19 protein-coding genes are annotated in these 13,835 nt (G+C 38.7%); 13 read left to right on the top strand and 6 right to left on the bottom strand.

Annotated features, from left to right (window positions below; translation table 11 throughout):
• The first annotated feature begins 51 nt into the window (after window positions 1-51).
• Entirely contained in the window at window positions 52-975 is a 924-nt protein-coding gene (gene ctaG / locus I858_RS11290; protein WP_049693374.1) for a cytochrome c oxidase assembly factor CtaG, read from the top strand.
• 26 nt (window positions 976-1,001) lie between these two features.
• Window positions 1,002-1,463, top strand: a complete 462-nt coding sequence (locus I858_RS11285) for a DUF420 domain-containing protein (RefSeq protein ID WP_049693373.1) — start codon at window positions 1,002-1,004, stop codon at window positions 1,461-1,463.
• 28 nt (window positions 1,464-1,491) lie between these two features.
• On the opposite strand, the gene ytvI is transcribed toward I858_RS11285, so the two are convergent.
• Both ytvI and I858_RS11275 read right to left on the bottom strand, forming a co-directional pair.
• Window positions 1,492-2,547 (bottom strand): sporulation integral membrane protein YtvI, encoded by a 1,056-nt coding sequence (ytvI, locus tag I858_RS11280; RefSeq protein ID WP_049693372.1) that lies wholly within the window; start codon window positions 2,545-2,547, stop codon window positions 1,492-1,494.
• A gap of 81 nt (window positions 2,548-2,628) precedes the next feature.
• Window positions 2,629-2,994 carry a YugN family protein gene (locus tag I858_RS11275; RefSeq protein WP_049693371.1) on the bottom strand — a complete coding sequence of 122 codons (366 nt, stop codon included), beginning with the start codon at window positions 2,992-2,994 and terminating at the stop codon, window positions 2,629-2,631.
• Between the two features lie 144 nt (window positions 2,995-3,138).
• On the opposite strand from I858_RS11275, the gene I858_RS11270 reads away from it, so the two are divergent.
• A complete protein-coding gene (locus I858_RS11270) occupies window positions 3,139-4,203 on the top strand; it encodes a CAP domain-containing protein (RefSeq protein ID WP_049693370.1) in 1,065 nt (354 codons plus the stop codon).
• Here I858_RS11270 and I858_RS11265 read toward each other — a convergent pair.
• Window positions 4,184-4,690 carry a PaaI family thioesterase gene (locus I858_RS11265; protein ID WP_049693369.1) on the bottom strand — a complete coding sequence of 169 codons (507 nt, stop codon included), beginning with the start codon at window positions 4,688-4,690 and terminating at the stop codon, window positions 4,184-4,186. The genes I858_RS11270 and I858_RS11265 overlap by 20 nt on opposite strands.
• Before the next feature lie 77 nt (window positions 4,691-4,767).
• Between I858_RS11265 and I858_RS11260 the strand changes: the two genes are divergently transcribed.
• Window positions 4,768-5,214 carry a YlbF/YmcA family competence regulator gene (locus I858_RS11260; protein ID WP_049693368.1) on the top strand — a complete coding sequence of 149 codons (447 nt, stop codon included), beginning with the start codon at window positions 4,768-4,770 and terminating at the stop codon, window positions 5,212-5,214.
• Window positions 5,215-5,279: 65 nt separating this feature from the next.
• Here I858_RS11260 and I858_RS11255 read toward each other — a convergent pair whose 3' ends face one another.
• A complete protein-coding gene (locus I858_RS11255; protein ID WP_049693367.1) occupies window positions 5,280-6,188 on the bottom strand; it encodes a glycerophosphodiester phosphodiesterase family protein in 909 nt (302 codons plus the stop codon).
• A gap of 131 nt (window positions 6,189-6,319) precedes the next feature.
• Between I858_RS11255 and I858_RS11250 the strand changes: the two genes are divergently transcribed.
• Window positions 6,320-6,592: a YlbG family protein gene (locus I858_RS11250; RefSeq protein ID WP_049693366.1), complete on the top strand. Its 273-nt coding sequence runs from the start codon at window positions 6,320-6,322 to the stop codon at window positions 6,590-6,592.
• Here I858_RS11250 and I858_RS11245 read toward each other — a convergent pair whose 3' ends face one another.
• Window positions 6,593-6,973, bottom strand: coding sequence for a DUF7147 family protein (locus I858_RS11245; RefSeq protein WP_049693365.1), 381 nt, complete (start codon window positions 6,971-6,973; stop codon window positions 6,593-6,595).
• An 83-nt stretch (window positions 6,974-7,056) separates the two neighbouring features.
• On the opposite strand from I858_RS11245, the gene rsmD reads away from it, so the two are divergent.
• The 3 genes from rsmD to I858_RS11230 all read left to right on the top strand — a co-directional run bounded on the left by rsmD (window position 7,057) and on the right by I858_RS11230 (window position 9,201).
• On the top strand, window positions 7,057-7,632 hold the full coding sequence (gene rsmD / locus I858_RS11240) for a 16S rRNA (guanine(966)-N(2))-methyltransferase RsmD (RefSeq protein ID WP_049693364.1): 576 nt from the start codon (window positions 7,057-7,059) through the stop codon (window positions 7,630-7,632).
• Window positions 7,625-8,104 carry a pantetheine-phosphate adenylyltransferase gene (gene coaD / locus I858_RS11235; protein ID WP_049693363.1) on the top strand — a complete coding sequence of 160 codons (480 nt, stop codon included), beginning with the start codon at window positions 7,625-7,627 and terminating at the stop codon, window positions 8,102-8,104. Before rsmD ends, coaD begins: the two co-directional genes overlap by 8 nt.
• Window positions 8,105-8,175: 71 nt before the next feature.
• Entirely contained in the window at window positions 8,176-9,201 is a 1,026-nt protein-coding gene (locus I858_RS11230; protein WP_049693362.1) for a SepM family pheromone-processing serine protease, read from the top strand.
• Here the strand turns inward: I858_RS11230 and I858_RS11225 are convergent.
• Complete coding sequence (locus I858_RS11225; RefSeq protein WP_049693361.1) at window positions 9,189-10,388, bottom strand: nucleotidyltransferase; 1,200 nt, start codon at window positions 10,386-10,388, stop codon at window positions 9,189-9,191. The genes I858_RS11230 and I858_RS11225 overlap by 13 nt on opposite strands.
• 126 nt (window positions 10,389-10,514) lie before the next feature.
• On the opposite strand from I858_RS11225, the gene I858_RS11220 reads away from it, so the two are divergent.
• The 5 genes from I858_RS11220 to I858_RS11200 all read left to right on the top strand — a co-directional run bounded on the left by I858_RS11220 (window position 10,515) and on the right by I858_RS11200 (window position 13,831).
• On the top strand, window positions 10,515-11,048 hold the full coding sequence (locus I858_RS11220; protein WP_049693360.1) for a YceD family protein: 534 nt from the start codon (window positions 10,515-10,517) through the stop codon (window positions 11,046-11,048).
• A gap of 24 nt (window positions 11,049-11,072) precedes the next feature.
• Window positions 11,073-11,249, top strand: a complete 177-nt coding sequence (gene rpmF, locus I858_RS11215) for a 50S ribosomal protein L32 (RefSeq protein ID WP_006828847.1) — start codon at window positions 11,073-11,075, stop codon at window positions 11,247-11,249.
• Between the two features lie 119 nt (window positions 11,250-11,368).
• Window positions 11,369-12,136 (top strand): enoyl-CoA hydratase/isomerase family protein, encoded by a 768-nt coding sequence (locus I858_RS11210; RefSeq protein WP_083553702.1) that lies wholly within the window; start codon window positions 11,369-11,371, stop codon window positions 12,134-12,136.
• A gap of 133 nt (window positions 12,137-12,269) precedes the next feature.
• Complete coding sequence (locus I858_RS11205; RefSeq protein WP_049693359.1) at window positions 12,270-13,619, top strand: acetyl-CoA carboxylase biotin carboxylase subunit; 1,350 nt, start codon at window positions 12,270-12,272, stop codon at window positions 13,617-13,619.
• Window positions 13,616-13,831 carry an acyl-CoA carboxylase biotin carboxyl carrier protein subunit gene (locus I858_RS11200; RefSeq protein ID WP_049693358.1) on the top strand — a complete coding sequence of 72 codons (216 nt, stop codon included), beginning with the start codon at window positions 13,616-13,618 and terminating at the stop codon, window positions 13,829-13,831. The genes I858_RS11205 and I858_RS11200 overlap by 4 nt, the downstream gene beginning before the upstream one ends.
• The last annotated feature ends 4 nt before the right edge of the window (window positions 13,832-13,835 follow it).

Here is a 13,835-nt window from a genome sequence, read left to right as displayed (position 1 = left end):
TTGCACAGCACTATATAATTAAGGTACATGAAAAAAGGGAGGTCCCGTAACATGCCAATCAGTATTTTCGGGTTTCAAGCTTTGTGGAGTCCTGTTTACTTAGCAGTTATCGTTATGGTAACGATCTTATATTTCTTAACCACTGTAAAGTGGCGCGACAAGTTTGAAGGCAATCAACCGTTGAGTAAAAAAGAAGCGATTTTCTTTTTGTCGGGGATCTTGCTGCTCTATATTCTAAAAGGTTCACCGGTAGATTTGTATGGTCATATTTTATTTACGATGCACATGGTTCAGATGGCACTAATGTTACTGTTGGTAGCCCCGCTATTAATCATGGGTATACCAACTTATGTTTGGAAAGCGTTTATCAACATTCCAGTTGTTAAGCCACTGTTTAACTTTTTCACAAAACCAATGCTCGCCATAATTTTGTTCGGAATGATATTTTCTTTTTATCACATTCCAATGGTCTTTGATTTTGTTAAACAAGACTCGTTGATACACGCAGGAGTCAATGTTATTTTGTTTACATCCGCTATGTTTTACTGGTGGCCGGTAGTCAATAATATGGAAGGAATGTATAAGTTCCATGGACTTAAAAAATTAGGTTATTTATTTGGACTTAGTGTGCTAGTCACGCCTGCATGTGCGATGATTATCTTTAGTAGTACACCTTTTTACGCAACGTATACAGATGGAGCAGCTTGGTTACAAGCAATGGCATTATGTGTACCAGCTGGAACTTTGTCACAGTTGAATTTATCAGGACCTGAATTATTTTCTAGCATGTCCGCTCTCGAAGATCAACGTACAGGTGGAATTACGATGAAAATTATTCAAGAACTGGTTTTCACTGCTTTTATATGGATGGTCTTTTATGAATGGCTTCGCAATGAAACAGAAAACGCAGATGAGATTACTGCGAAATCAATACAAGATCGCAAAGATATGGCTTTCCATAGACACAACGCATAACGAATCATAAAGGAGAATAATTGATAATGAATTTGCCACTATTGCCGACGATCAGTACATTTTTTATCGTATTAAGCGCCATTTTAGTAGCGATTGGCTGGAATTTAGTTCTTCGTCGAAAAATTGAAGCTCATAAGAAAGTGATGGTAGCAGCAGGTGCTTCTGCATTAACTTTCTTTATTATCTATATGTCTCGAACGATTTTTATCGGAAACACAGCTTTTGGTGGACCTGATGAGTTGAAAATCTTTTATACGGTGTTTTTAATCTTTCATATCACTTTGGCGACTACGGGTGGAATTATGGGATTGTTTACTATTTATTGGGGATGGAAAAACCAGTTGACAAAGCATCGTAAAATTGGTCCAATCACTAGTATAGTGTGGTTTTTTACAGCTATAACAGGTGTCATGGTTTATTTGTTGCTTTATGTAATTTATGAAGGTGGACACACCACTTCTGTTTTTAAAGCTATTTTAGGCGGATAAAAAAAAGAACCTCGAGAGGTTCTTTTTTTTATATTCTAAAATCTACTTTAATCATTCCCGCTTCACGTGCTGATGTAAAGAGAATAACAATTAAAGGCCCAATAAAGAACCCAAGAAATCCAAGTAACTGAAGACCAATAAACATAGCAATTAACGTTGCTAAAGGTGAAAGACCGATTTGTGTACCCATAACTTTAGGTTCTACTGTTCGTCTAATGATTAATAGCACAAGCGCGAGTATGGCAAGTTGTGTTCCAAGAACAACATCTCCAGTGATAAACTCGTAAGCAAACCAAGGAGTTAAAACAATGATAGAACCTAAAATCGGAATAAAATCGATAAGCCAAATGACTACGGACATGACAAGTGCGTATTCGGGTGCAATAAAAGCCAAAGAAATGAGTGAGACAACAAAAATGATGCAACTCACAAGAAATTGAGCTTTTAAAAAGCCAAAAATGACTTTATTTAGACGCGCAAATATAAAACGAACTTTTTCAGCAGTTGAATCTTTTAAGCGTTTAAAAAGCAAAATTTTTAAATGTGGCAAATCGAGCATAAATAAAAATAAAGCGATTAAAAATACAATAAAGCTAACTAGAAAAGAAGGGATTCCTGTTAACAAATTGGTAACAGTGTCGTAATTAATGATTGATAATACCCAAGTGCGAATGCTATCCATAAATCCAGCAAGCTCAGTTTCAAACGAAGAAACTACTTCAACAGGCATATCTTTTGTTGAACGAAAGAAAAACTCTTGGACTTCATCCCACATAGTAGATAAAGAGTTTGTGTAGTCAGGTACCATTTTTGAAAATTGAATAATCTGCCCGATTAATTGAGTAACTATCCAATACAGTAAACTTGAAACGATTAATAGAAAAATAATAAAGACAGAAATAACGGCTGATTTTCGTTGCCATTTGAACTTTTTATGTATAAAACTTACAAACGGCTCTAAAAAAATAGCAGTAATTAATGCAATGATTAATGGAATGGACACAGGTAGTATGTAAACAGAAACTAACATTAAAATTGCGATAACAAGTGTAATTGTTACCGTTTTTTTCGTTAACCATTTCACGCATGGGAACCTCCTTAACAAGTTGAAATAAGCTAATAGTAGTTAAAAAAACCGCAGTTCAATTGCTGAACTGCGGTTTTTTTATACATTGATTTCGAAAGCTTGGACTTCTTTTTTGATAGAATCCAAAATTCCAATACAAGTTTTAACCAAATGTTCCGGGAAATGTTCGTCTTCGCCATACTCTACACCATGTGGATAATAGTGCTTGCCGAGTACTGGTTTCATCACGCGCATTGTAGCGTCGTTTGAATCGACATCACCATCAGTAGCATAAGCAAATACACGTAAATAATAAGTGCCTTCACGTACGATGAATTTGCGATCATAAGTAACGCGTTCATAATCCCATTGACCTTCCTTAGTCAAAGCGTGTTTGTTCATAATGCTTTCAAGTAATGCGATATCCACGTGAATGTTTTCAAGTCCTGTATTTTCAAAATACATAGGATCTCTCCTCCTTTATAACAAAAAAGACTACATGCTCTTTTAATAATAGATCATAATTTAAGTTGTTGCAATGGCTAGATTGTGTCAGTGTAGAGGCGACTGCTATAATGAAGATGATACAACAGTAAAGGAGATGCTCGATTGAAAGACTTGTTACGTATTATGATTTTTCTGTCGATCCTTCTTATAGGTTTATTTTATTTGGATCCGTCAGTTAATGAGAATGATGTTCTTGAAGCACCACGTACCGTCGATCCTTTACCTAGCGATGATATTACAAATAATTCTTTAGATATTGATCGTCCTACAAAAGGCATTTCGACTTATATAGGAAAATCTATCGATAAATGGGTTGAACAGTATGGAGAACCAGAGCGTATCGAACCTTCAGCTTATGGCTACGATTGGTGGGTTTATAATGCTAGTTATGTTCATTACACAATGATTGGTGTTAAAGATGGCAAAGTGGTTCAAGCTTATACGACAGGAGCAGCAACAGATGTGTCTCCTTATATGATAGGGCAAAGTTTGGATGATTTATATCGCTTTACTATTTTAGAAAATGAAGTCACAGTAGAATACGATACTAATATTTATACACTTAACGTCACTGCAGAAGACATGGACAAACGGATTTTAGTTAAATTTGACGGAGTTTATGCACAGCTATACATCGATTCTGTTGATCGTGCACTAGAAGCTGTGCGTTTTATGGATGCAGAAACGTTAATTCGTCATCATCCATACGACATGATGTTCTCAGGAGAGCTAATTCCGATAGTAGAGCCATCATCGACTATGCAACGATCAATCGACGTAGCTAACGCAAAGCAAATTCTTGATTTGGTGAATATTTATCGTCTTCGTCATCAAGTAAGTCCGTTGACTATAAATCCTCCCACTAGCACAGTAGCTAAAGCCAATAGCAAGGATATGGCAAAGCAAAATTTTTCTTCTGAAGAAATTGAATTTAAAGACTTATATGCTCGTTTGCAAGATCAGAATATTGCTTTTGAACAAGCAGCTGTTAATACAGCTGCTAGGTATTACGATCCAGCTGAAACAGTTCACGGTTGGATCAACTCAGAAGCGCACCGCGAAACATTGCTGAGTGAAGAATACAATCAAACGGGTGTTGGCGTCTTTGGTGATTACTACACTCAAATATTTCTGGAAAAAGAGCCCGTTACTGCTGTGAAGCAATAATGGGATTTTTTTTAGGAATAACAAAAAAAGATCCGGTAGAAGTTGCAATGTGTTTGCCATCTTCTTGATAAATATTGCCTTCAAGGACCATCGTTTGCCTACCGCGGCGAATAATTCGTGCATGTGCGCTTATCTGTTCTTCATCTGCAACTGACAAATAATGAATTGTAAGAGTTGTTGTAACAGCACTAAATCCTTCTGGACAATTGTTATTGGCTAATGTACCCATCGCGGTATCAAGGAGAACTGCTAGTATTCCACCATGTGGAATCGCGACCGTATTGTGAATAAAAGCAGTGTTTGGGATAGAGACAACAGAAGATTCTTTGTCGGTAACGCGGGACATGTCCAAGCTAGCACTTAAATAAGTTGAAAAGGCACCTTGTTGCTTTTTTTCGAAGTTGCGTAAGTAATCCGTTAAAATTCCAATATCTTCTGGGCTGCTATTTTTGATAATGCGCGTAAATTGATCAGTAAGAGCTTTCATATTGAAAATCCTTTCAAGTGTATAGTGAAATGCACATATATATCTGCTATGATTAAAGCGTAAAGGAGGAAGAAGCTATGATTATGACTTACGAATGGGCTGAAATAACTGACTTTGCAGACGAGTTAAGCCAAATGATTTTACAATCAGAACAAGCCGATCTTTACCGAGAAGCTTATCGTTCTGTTTATAATGATAAAGAGTTGTCGAATGAAATTCATGCTTTCGCCAGATTAAAAGATCAATATGAAGAAGTTCAGCGATTTGGTAAATATCACCCAGAGTACGCTCGCGTGATGAAGCAAATCCGTGTAGATAAACGTCGCTTAGATTTAAATGAAGACATCGCACATTTACGTTTAATGGAAAATGAACTACAGGATTTGATGGATCAGGTGAGTTTCATCATTGGTAGATCTGTTTCAGAAGCTGTCAAAATTCCATCTTCTAATCCGTTTTTTTCTTCAGATTCTTCATGCGGTGGAAGTTGTGGTACGGGCGGCGGTTGTTCATGTTCAGCTTAATCGCAAAAAAATAAATAGTTCCATTAAAAAAGTGCAACGCTTGCGTTGCACTTTTTTAAAGCCAATTAATTTTCTGTTTCTGAAATCAATGCAACAGCCAAGTCAGGACGGTCCGTTATAATACCTTTGGCGCCCGCAGCCAGCAATAAACGCATTGTTTCTGTATCATCAATTACCCAATAATGAACGGGAATGTTCAGATTTTCTAAAAACGCAATAAAGCGTGCAGAATCTAAACGGAATACAGAAGATTTTGTTGGGATTTGAAAAATGTCAGCGCGTGGCTGATACAAATGACCAAACTGGCTAGTAAATGCAGAATACGCTTTTTTAACTTCATTTTCACCCGCGCCAATTGCGATGCGGTTTTGAGCATATAAATTAAAGCGATCTACTTGCTCGTCGTAAAAAGAAGTGACAACAACTCGATCGTGTGCGCCAAGCGAATCAATTAAGCGCCACAGCTTTGACGGAACCAAGCTGCCTTCATATGTTTCAGGAGCGTCTTTAATATCAATGTTGATAAGCATCTGTGGGAATTTTTGGAACAGTTCGCTTAACAAAACGACTTTTTCATTTTTGCCGCGGTATGAATGGTGTCCATCTTCATCGATAAAGTGATAGCCAAGGTCGAATGATTTTAATTGTTCGAGCGTCATATCGGCCACTTTGCCGGCGCCATCTGTTGTACGGTCAATGTATTCGTCATGAAAAACAATTATTTCTTCATCACTGGTCATGCGAATATCAATTTCAAAGCCGTGAACACCAAGTTCTGCAGAACGATTAAATGCAGCTAATGTGTTTTCGGGTGCTAATTTAGCACCACCTCGATGCGCAAGAACAATTGGGCGTTCATAATTCAATACTTCTTTATCAGGACGTTGGTGTGGATTAGCTAACGCTTTAGACCCGGCCCAAGCAGCAGCCCCAACTGCCGCGGCTGCTAAACCGATTTTTGTTTTTTTTCCCATATTGTAAATGACCTCCTTAAATTTCTATCTTCTCAAACAGTATAGCGATTGAGTGCAGTACTGTCAGTTTATTCGGTTGCGGCTTTTTTCTTTCCTATGGTATTCTAGAAACTAAGAAAAGAGGGATAGTTATGCATGATCGCCAAGGCCTTATCGTCTATGTGCATCATTTAAAACAAGCAAAATCGCTAAGAAAGTTCGGACATGTCCATTATATCTCGCGTAAACTAAAATACGTTGTTCTTTATATGGACCAAGATGTAATCGAAGCGACTAAAACAAAATTGAACAAATTGCCTTATGTTAAACAAGTGCTTGAATCGCAACGGCCGTTTCTTAAAACAGAATATGAAAATGCCAAGCCGGATAAAGCAAAAGAGTACGATTATAAAATTGGACTGTAATTATTGCATTGGTGGAATATAATGATTTAATCTTAAAACTGAGATCAAGTGACTATGATAGAATTTTTTATTTGCATAGACGGATGAATGCTTTACTTCCATTTTGATCGGGGTATGGCCCAAGTCTGTGACAGCTTTTTCAAAAACAGCCAAACGCTTAGAGTCAACTGGAATTCCTTCGCGACAAAGGTAGATTGGCATGAAGTTTCCTTCTGAAGCAGGTTTGAAGACCACTGCGATGGACAGCACTTGTTTTCCATGGGAGTTTGTCGAAACAAACACAAATCCATGCATAAAGCGTTGTTGGTTGCTTGTGATAAGTTCCCGGAGCTCATAGATATCTCCGTACCCTTCTCCGAGCTCAATAAAACGTTGAGTCATCATTTCACGTCCTTTCCAGTCTCCATTTTACCATTAGGTAATTAAATTGCATCAATAAAATCATTTAAGTTAGAGGCGATAGCATGCGAGTTGTAGCAGGCACAGTAAAAGGAATACCTTTGAAAGCAGTTCCCGGCAATTCGACGAGGCCGACAACAGATAAAGTAAAAGAATCTATTTTTAATATGATTGGGCCTTTTTTTGATGGGGGCTATGCGTTGGATCTATTTGCGGGGAGCGGTGGATTGGGAATAGAAGCGCTAAGTCGTGGAATTGACCATGTCATCTTTACAGACAAAGACAGGCGGGCCGTTGAAACAATTCAATCCAATCTTGAAAAGGTTCGATTGACAAGTAGAGCAGAAGTGCACCGTGCAGATGCAGAACGTGCGATAAAAGCGATTAAAAAAAATGGTGTACAAGCTAGACTGTTATTTTTAGATCCTCCATATCATATGAAAAAGTCTTACGACTTGATGGATAAAGCGGGAGAATTGGATATTGTGACAAAAGATGCGATTATAGTTTGTGAACACGATCGTGAAGTCGAACTTCCTGATCGAACCAAGTATTTCGAACGTTATAAAAAAGAGCTCTACGGGAGCACCATTATTTCAATTTACCGTTACCATGGGGAAGAAGGAGAACATATTGACTAAAATTGCTGTAGTTCCAGGGAGTTTTGATCCAATTACAATGGGACATTTGGACATTATTAAAAGAGCTTCTACTATTTTTGATGAAGTCAAAGTGGTTGTTATGAACAACTCGTCGAAAAATCCGTTATTTGATGTAGATGAACGAATGACTTTGATCGCAGAAGTAACGCAATCAATTCCTAACGTCAAAGTGGATTCTTTTTCAGGATTACTGATCGATTATTCAGTAGAAGTTCAAGCTAATGCTATTATTCGAGGGTTACGAGCTGTTAGTGATTTTGAATACGAAATGCAAATTACATCGATGAACCGATTTTTAAATGAAAATATTGAAACTTTGTTTATGATTTCAACTAACCAATATTCATTCCTTAGTTCGAGCATTGTAAAAGAAGTGGCAAAATATCAAGGTACAATTACAGGCTTAGTGCCAGAGGCTGTTGAAAAAGCACTTCATTTGAAATTTCAATAAGTCACGAGTCTCGTGACTTTTTCTTATTCTAAAAATAAAGAAATTCGTTTGGTGAAGACAGGAGGACCTATATGAAAAAGAAACGATTATTACTTTTTGTTATCGCGATTGCGCTTGTCGTTTTTTTCACTTCTTATCGATTGGATACGTATGTAACAAAACCAGGAGGGGCATATGAGTTGTCGCCATTAGTAGAAGTTGTAGGTGGAGATGAAGATGACGAAGGAACGCTTAGCTTAATGACAGTGTCTATGTTGACAGCTACCCCTGCTTTATACATTTGGGCAAAAATTCAAGATGGTTATAAAATCTTGCAACCTGAGCAAGTTCGAAGTCCTCATGAAAGTGAAGAAGAATACAATGTGCGCCAATTGAAATTGATGTCAGATTCACAAGTTAACGCTCTTCAAGTTGCATTTGAACAAGCAGAGCTACCATTTGAAGTGAATAATAATGGCGTTTTTGTTTTAAGCGTCTCTACGGGAAGCGCTGCAGATGAGGTATTGGCACCTGGTGATCGAGTGCTTGAAATCGATGGCAATAACTTTACTGAAATGCAACAACTAATCGATTACTTAAGTGCTAAAAAAGAAGGTGACACGGTAGAAGTTCTTTATGAACGAGAAGATCGTGAAATCAGCACTGAAATTAAATTAGCTCCACTGCCAAGTGACCCAGAACGTGTAGGACTGGGTATTTCGTTTGTGGAAGATAAAAGTATTAAGACAACGCCGGAAGTTGAAATCGATACCGACCAAATCGGAGGTCCATCTGCTGGTTTAATGTTTACGCTTGAAATCTTGAATCAATTAGAAGACGAAGATATCACGAAAGGCTATGACATTGCGGGTACTGGAACAATGGAAAGTGATGGGTCTGTTGGAAGAATCGGAGGAATTGACCAAAAAATTATGGCGGCCGATTCAGCAGATATCGATATTTTCTTTGCACCAGATGAGCCAGTAGAAAGTGGCGAAGCTAACAATTATGAAATAGCCATTAAAACTGCAAAAAAAATCGATACCGACATGAAAATCGTACCAGTCAAAACGATTGAAGATGCTTTGCAGTTTTTAGATGAACTTCAGTCTCGATAAATGGGAGGAGTCGTAAATTCTTTTTTGAAATCAACGGAACCCATGCCTTGCAAATACAAAGTAGTAGCGTGAATATCGAGTTTCCCCATAGAGTCGTTCAAATCAGCTGCGCGACTAATAAGGGGGAGCTCAATGTTTTTTTTATTATGATTTAAATAGCGTTTTCCGGTGTTCGACATACCGAGTAGTCGAATATAGCTTGGGGCATCAAAAGAACGCAACAGGCGCCATGTAAAGCCCGTATAGATGTGTGTCAGCATTCGCTGAATACGCGTCCGTGTAAATCGTTTCGATTTAACACACGAAATAAAAGATTCAAAGTTTTTTTCAGTTTTTGCAGATTGGTAAATCAAGTTTTCGATTCCTTCGGTTACTTCCGCGTACTGTTTTAATTTTTCGGGACCATCACGTAAAATAACAAAACGCAACAAAGAGTAAAACTGCTCCCAACTTCCAAAAACTCCGTATTCAGTCTGTGCTTTGTTTAGCAAGATAATCGAAGATTCTGGCATAAAAGCAGATAATTTGTCTGGAGAATCTCCTTTGAAAAATGCTTCGCGAATGCCTGTAGCACTGGCAATAGGCATCTCAACATTAATCGGATCATGATAGTTGGCGCCAATTCGTTGAATCGTGAGTGGTTGCATAGAAGAACCAAGATTTTCAGCAGCTTCTATATAATGAAATCCTAAAATGTTATTTGGCTGTGTTAAATCAGCAAAATGAGTCTGATTAGCTGTTAATATTGTATAAGCATTATTTAATGCTTTAGGGTAACTAATCCCAGTGCCAATAGCTTTATGAATCAATTGTTGATAGTCATCTTCACGCTCTTTTAATAAGTGAAGCGAATTCGAAAAAGGTTCGATTGTTCCTTGTTCACTTCCAAAGCAAAAAGAAGAGCAACCAATTGCATCTAGTAAAGCAATGCCTCCTTTAGCAAAATCCGACGCTTGTGCTGTTGCATAGACATAAGGCAATTCAATGACTAAGTCAATTCCAGCATCCAGTGCCATTTGTGTTCGAAGCCACTTGTCTGTAAAAGCAGGTTCACCACGCTGGAGAAATTGACCGCTCATTACAGCAATTACTAGGTCTGCACCTGATGCTTTGCGAGCTTGCTCTGCATGATGAAGATGTCCATTATGAAAAGGGTTATATTCAACGATAATTCCTACAGCTTTCAATCTGCTCACCTCTTTGGTAGAATTAGTTCTAGTATACCGATGTTTGAAATAGAGTGACAAGATTTTTTCTTGACATCTTTTTCTGTGCATTATATAATCAACTTTGTTGTCTTGAGGTGATTACTTATGAAAATAGCGATTCAACAGCTTCAAAAGCATCGCAATGACGGACTGCCAATTGACCAGATGGTTCATTTGGATGCAGTGAAATCACGGAATAGCGATATTCGGGAAATTTCACCTGTACATGTTACAGGACATTGCACAATTGGCTCGCAACAATTAACGTGCCAACTCCATCTCGAAGGTATGCTTACGCTGCCTTGCGCTCGAACTTGGGAGGATGTTGAGTTTCCGATAAACGTTGATTCGGTTGAAGTCTTTGATTGGTCTGAAAAAGGCCAAGAAGATAAGCTTAGTGATGTTCACACTGTAGAAACTGAAGTTATAGACCTTCAACCACTATTAGAAGAACTCGTTTTGCTAGAGATACCGATGCAAGTGTTTAAGGAAGACGCTGATCAGTCTGTTATAAAAGGCGGAAATGATTGGTCGTATTCAACAGACGAAGAGTACGAAGCCGAGAAAGAAGCGGCACCACCAAAACCGGATCCAAGACTTGCTGATTTAGCAAAGTATTTTGATCAGTCAGATGAATAGAATTAGTGTAAGGAGGTGTCACCAATGGCTGTACCAGCTAGAAGAACGTCCAAAACCGCTAAAAGAAAGCGCCGTACACATTTTAAATTGTCAGTGCCGGGCATGGTAATTTGCCCAAGCTGTGGCGAAAGTAAATTGGCTCACCACGTCTGTAAAGCATGTGGATCATACAAAGGGAAAGAAGTAGTAGCAAGCAAATAAAACAGTATTTGCTGCTGAAAGGCTATTGAGAGGCCATGGCTCTCGATAGCCTTTTTCTCTATACATAAGTAAGTGGCGTTAATTTGCCTGCAGGAAACTGGCAGAAGAGAGGGATTCTATTGTCTTATACGATAAACCTGACGGATGGCATTATGACATTCACAATTGACCGCCCTGAAATACGCAATGCGATTAACAATGAAGTAACAGCAGGTCTTGAAGAACTGGTAGAAGGAGCACAGCATCCTTCTGTTCGAATGGTTATCATTACAGCTTCAGGCAAGCAAGCTTTTTGTTCAGGAGGCGATCTTTCCGTATTTCATGCGCTTCGTACAGAACAACAATCATATCGCATGCTTAAACGGATGAGTGATGTGCTGTATTCGATCAAAACACTGCCTGTGCCGGTAGTGGCTGTCGTCAATGGCGCTGCTGTTGGTGGAGGTTGCGAAATTGCTACAGCGTGCGATTACAGGCTTGTATGGGATCATGCGAAATGTGGCTTTATACAAGGCACACTCGCCATTACTAGTGGTTGGGGTGGCGGAACTTATCTATTGGAAACCCTGCAGCATGACCAAGCGTTAAAAATGCTCAGCGAAGCCAAAGTATATCCCGCCAACGAACTAAAAGACTTTGGTTGGGCAACGATCATTGTTCAAGAAGACCAAGACATTAAAGCGTTTTTCGAGCGAATGAAAACCATTCATCCAGATGTGCATCGGGCATACAAAGAAATGGCTATTCGCAAATGGCAGAAAACAGATTTACAAGAACGCGTTGAACAAGAAGTGAGACGATGTGCTGTTTTGTGGGAACGAGATGCACACCATGAAGCGGTTGATCGCTTTCTTAATAAAACAAAAAAAAGAAATCCTTCTTCTTAAAGGATTTCTTTTTTAAACTCAAATAATAGTGTTTTTTTTGAAAAATAAAAGAAATATTTTAGTGAACAGTTGAAATCGCTTACAAAACTCGTATATGCTATAGAAGGGAGAAAACATAGGGGGTATTTTAAATATGAAAAAAATCCTAATCGCGAACCGAGGAGAAATTGCACGTCGAATTATTCGTACATGTAATCGTCTTGGAATCGAAACAGTCGCTATTCACTCCGAGGCAGATGGGGATCTGCCTTACGTTAGTGAAGCGACTGAAGCTGTATTGATCGGTCCAAACCCGGTTGTACAGTCTTATTTACAAAAGGATAAAATTATTGAAGTAGCTAAAAAACATGGAGTGGAAGGAATTCATCCTGGATATGGCTTGTTATCGGAAAATGCCGACTTTGCTCGCAAAGTAGCGGAAGTTGGCATGGTCTTTATCGGTCCTTCAAGCGACATTATTGAAAAAATGGGAGACAAAATTGAATCACGCAAAACGATGATTCAAGCTGGAGTACCAGTTGTGCCTGGAACAGAAGAAGGCGTGACGACGCTAGAAAAAGCATTGGAAGAAGCTCAGAAAATTGGTTATCCACTCATGTTGAAAGCAAGCGCAGGCGGCGGTGGAATTGGTATGGTGCGCTGTGAAAGTGAGCAAGCGCTCACTCAGCAATTTGCATCTGTCAAAAACCGAGCAAAAGCTTATTTTGGAGATGACGTTGTTTATCTGGAGAAGTTTATCGCAGATGCTCGTCATATCGAAGTTCAGATTTTTGGAGATCACCACGGCAATTTAGTTCATTTATATGAGCGCAATTGTTCTGTTCAGCGCCGAAATCAGAAAGTGATTGAAGAATCACCTTCACCAAATTTGCCACAAAATGTACGTGAACAGCTTTGTGAAGCTGCATTGTTAGCTGGCAAAGCCGTAAATTACACAAATGCAGGAACCGTCGAATTTATCGTCGATTCAAATAACGAATTTTATTTTCTAGAAATGAATACGCGTTTGCAAGTTGAGCACCCTGTTACAGAAGAAGTAACAGGACTCGATTTGGTAGAATGGCAATTGACTGTCGCTGATGGAGGAAGGCTTCCAGCCCAAGATACGATACAAACTAGTGGTCATGCAATCGAATACCGCGTCTACGCAGAAGATCCAAAAACTTTTTTTCCGTCTCCCGGAAAACTCGAGAAGCTTCAATGGGGAGAAGGCGCGCGGATTGAAACAGGCTATGAAGAAGGCAATCAAGTAACACCATTTTATGATCCAATGATTTCTAAAGTAATCATTCATGGAAAAGACCGTGAAGAGGCATTATCAAAATCACAGAATTTCTTTAATCATGTTACAATTAGTGGGGTAAAAACCAACATTCCATTATTTAAGGAATTTATTGTGTCAGAGCCATTTGCTTCAGGCGACTATGCAACTGCAGTGTTGCCAGAGTGGATAGAAAAATCAAAGGAGGAAAACACATTATGAAAGAACTAAAAGCTTCAATGGCAGGTACAGTATTAAATGTATTAGCAGCAGAGGGACAAGCAATTACTCCTGGACAAGCTGTCTTAACGATCGAATCAATGAAAATGGAAATTCCAGTAGAAGCTGAATTTGGTGGCAAAGTAGAAAAAATTCATGTGGAAGTCGGCGGCTTTGTTAACGAAGGCGACGTGCTGATGACTGTCGGCGAATAATCGT

It is taken from the genome of Planococcus versutus, from assembly GCF_001186155.3.
GTDB lineage: Bacteria > Bacillota > Bacilli > Bacillales_A > Planococcaceae > Planococcus > Planococcus versutus.
This window is presented reverse-complemented; position numbering and strand designations above follow the sequence as displayed.

Excerpts from the sequence above, each read along its gene's own strand:
- I858_RS11205 (WP_049693359.1), top strand. The coding sequence starts at position 12,270 with ATGAAAAAAATCCTAATCGCGAACCGAGGAGAAATTGCACGTCGAATT.
- I858_RS11200 (WP_049693358.1), top strand. The coding sequence starts at position 13,616 with ATGAAAGAACTAAAAGCTTCAATGGCAGGTACAGTATTAAATGTATTA.
- I858_RS11255 (WP_049693367.1), bottom strand. The coding sequence starts at position 6,188 with ATGGGAAAAAAAACAAAAATCGGTTTAGCAGCCGCGGCAGTTGGGGCT.
- I858_RS11230 (WP_049693362.1), top strand. The coding sequence starts at position 8,176 with ATGAAAAAGAAACGATTATTACTTTTTGTTATCGCGATTGCGCTTGTC.
- rpmF (WP_006828847.1), top strand. The coding sequence starts at position 11,073 with ATGGCTGTACCAGCTAGAAGAACGTCCAAAACCGCTAAAAGAAAGCGC.
- rsmD (WP_049693364.1), top strand. The coding sequence starts at position 7,057 with ATGCGAGTTGTAGCAGGCACAGTAAAAGGAATACCTTTGAAAGCAGTT.
- I858_RS11275 (WP_049693371.1), bottom strand. The coding sequence starts at position 2,994 with ATGTATTTTGAAAATACAGGACTTGAAAACATTCACGTGGATATCGCA.
- ctaG (WP_049693374.1), top strand. The coding sequence starts at position 52 with ATGCCAATCAGTATTTTCGGGTTTCAAGCTTTGTGGAGTCCTGTTTAC.
- I858_RS11250 (WP_049693366.1), top strand. The coding sequence starts at position 6,320 with ATGCATGATCGCCAAGGCCTTATCGTCTATGTGCATCATTTAAAACAA.
- I858_RS11285 (WP_049693373.1), top strand. The coding sequence starts at position 1,002 with ATGAATTTGCCACTATTGCCGACGATCAGTACATTTTTTATCGTATTA.
- I858_RS11260 (WP_049693368.1), top strand. The coding sequence starts at position 4,768 with ATGATTATGACTTACGAATGGGCTGAAATAACTGACTTTGCAGACGAG.
- I858_RS11220 (WP_049693360.1), top strand. The coding sequence starts at position 10,515 with ATGAAAATAGCGATTCAACAGCTTCAAAAGCATCGCAATGACGGACTG.
- I858_RS11245 (WP_049693365.1), bottom strand. The coding sequence starts at position 6,973 with ATGACTCAACGTTTTATTGAGCTCGGAGAAGGGTACGGAGATATCTAT.
- I858_RS11265 (WP_049693369.1), bottom strand. The coding sequence starts at position 4,690 with ATGAAAGCTCTTACTGATCAATTTACGCGCATTATCAAAAATAGCAGC.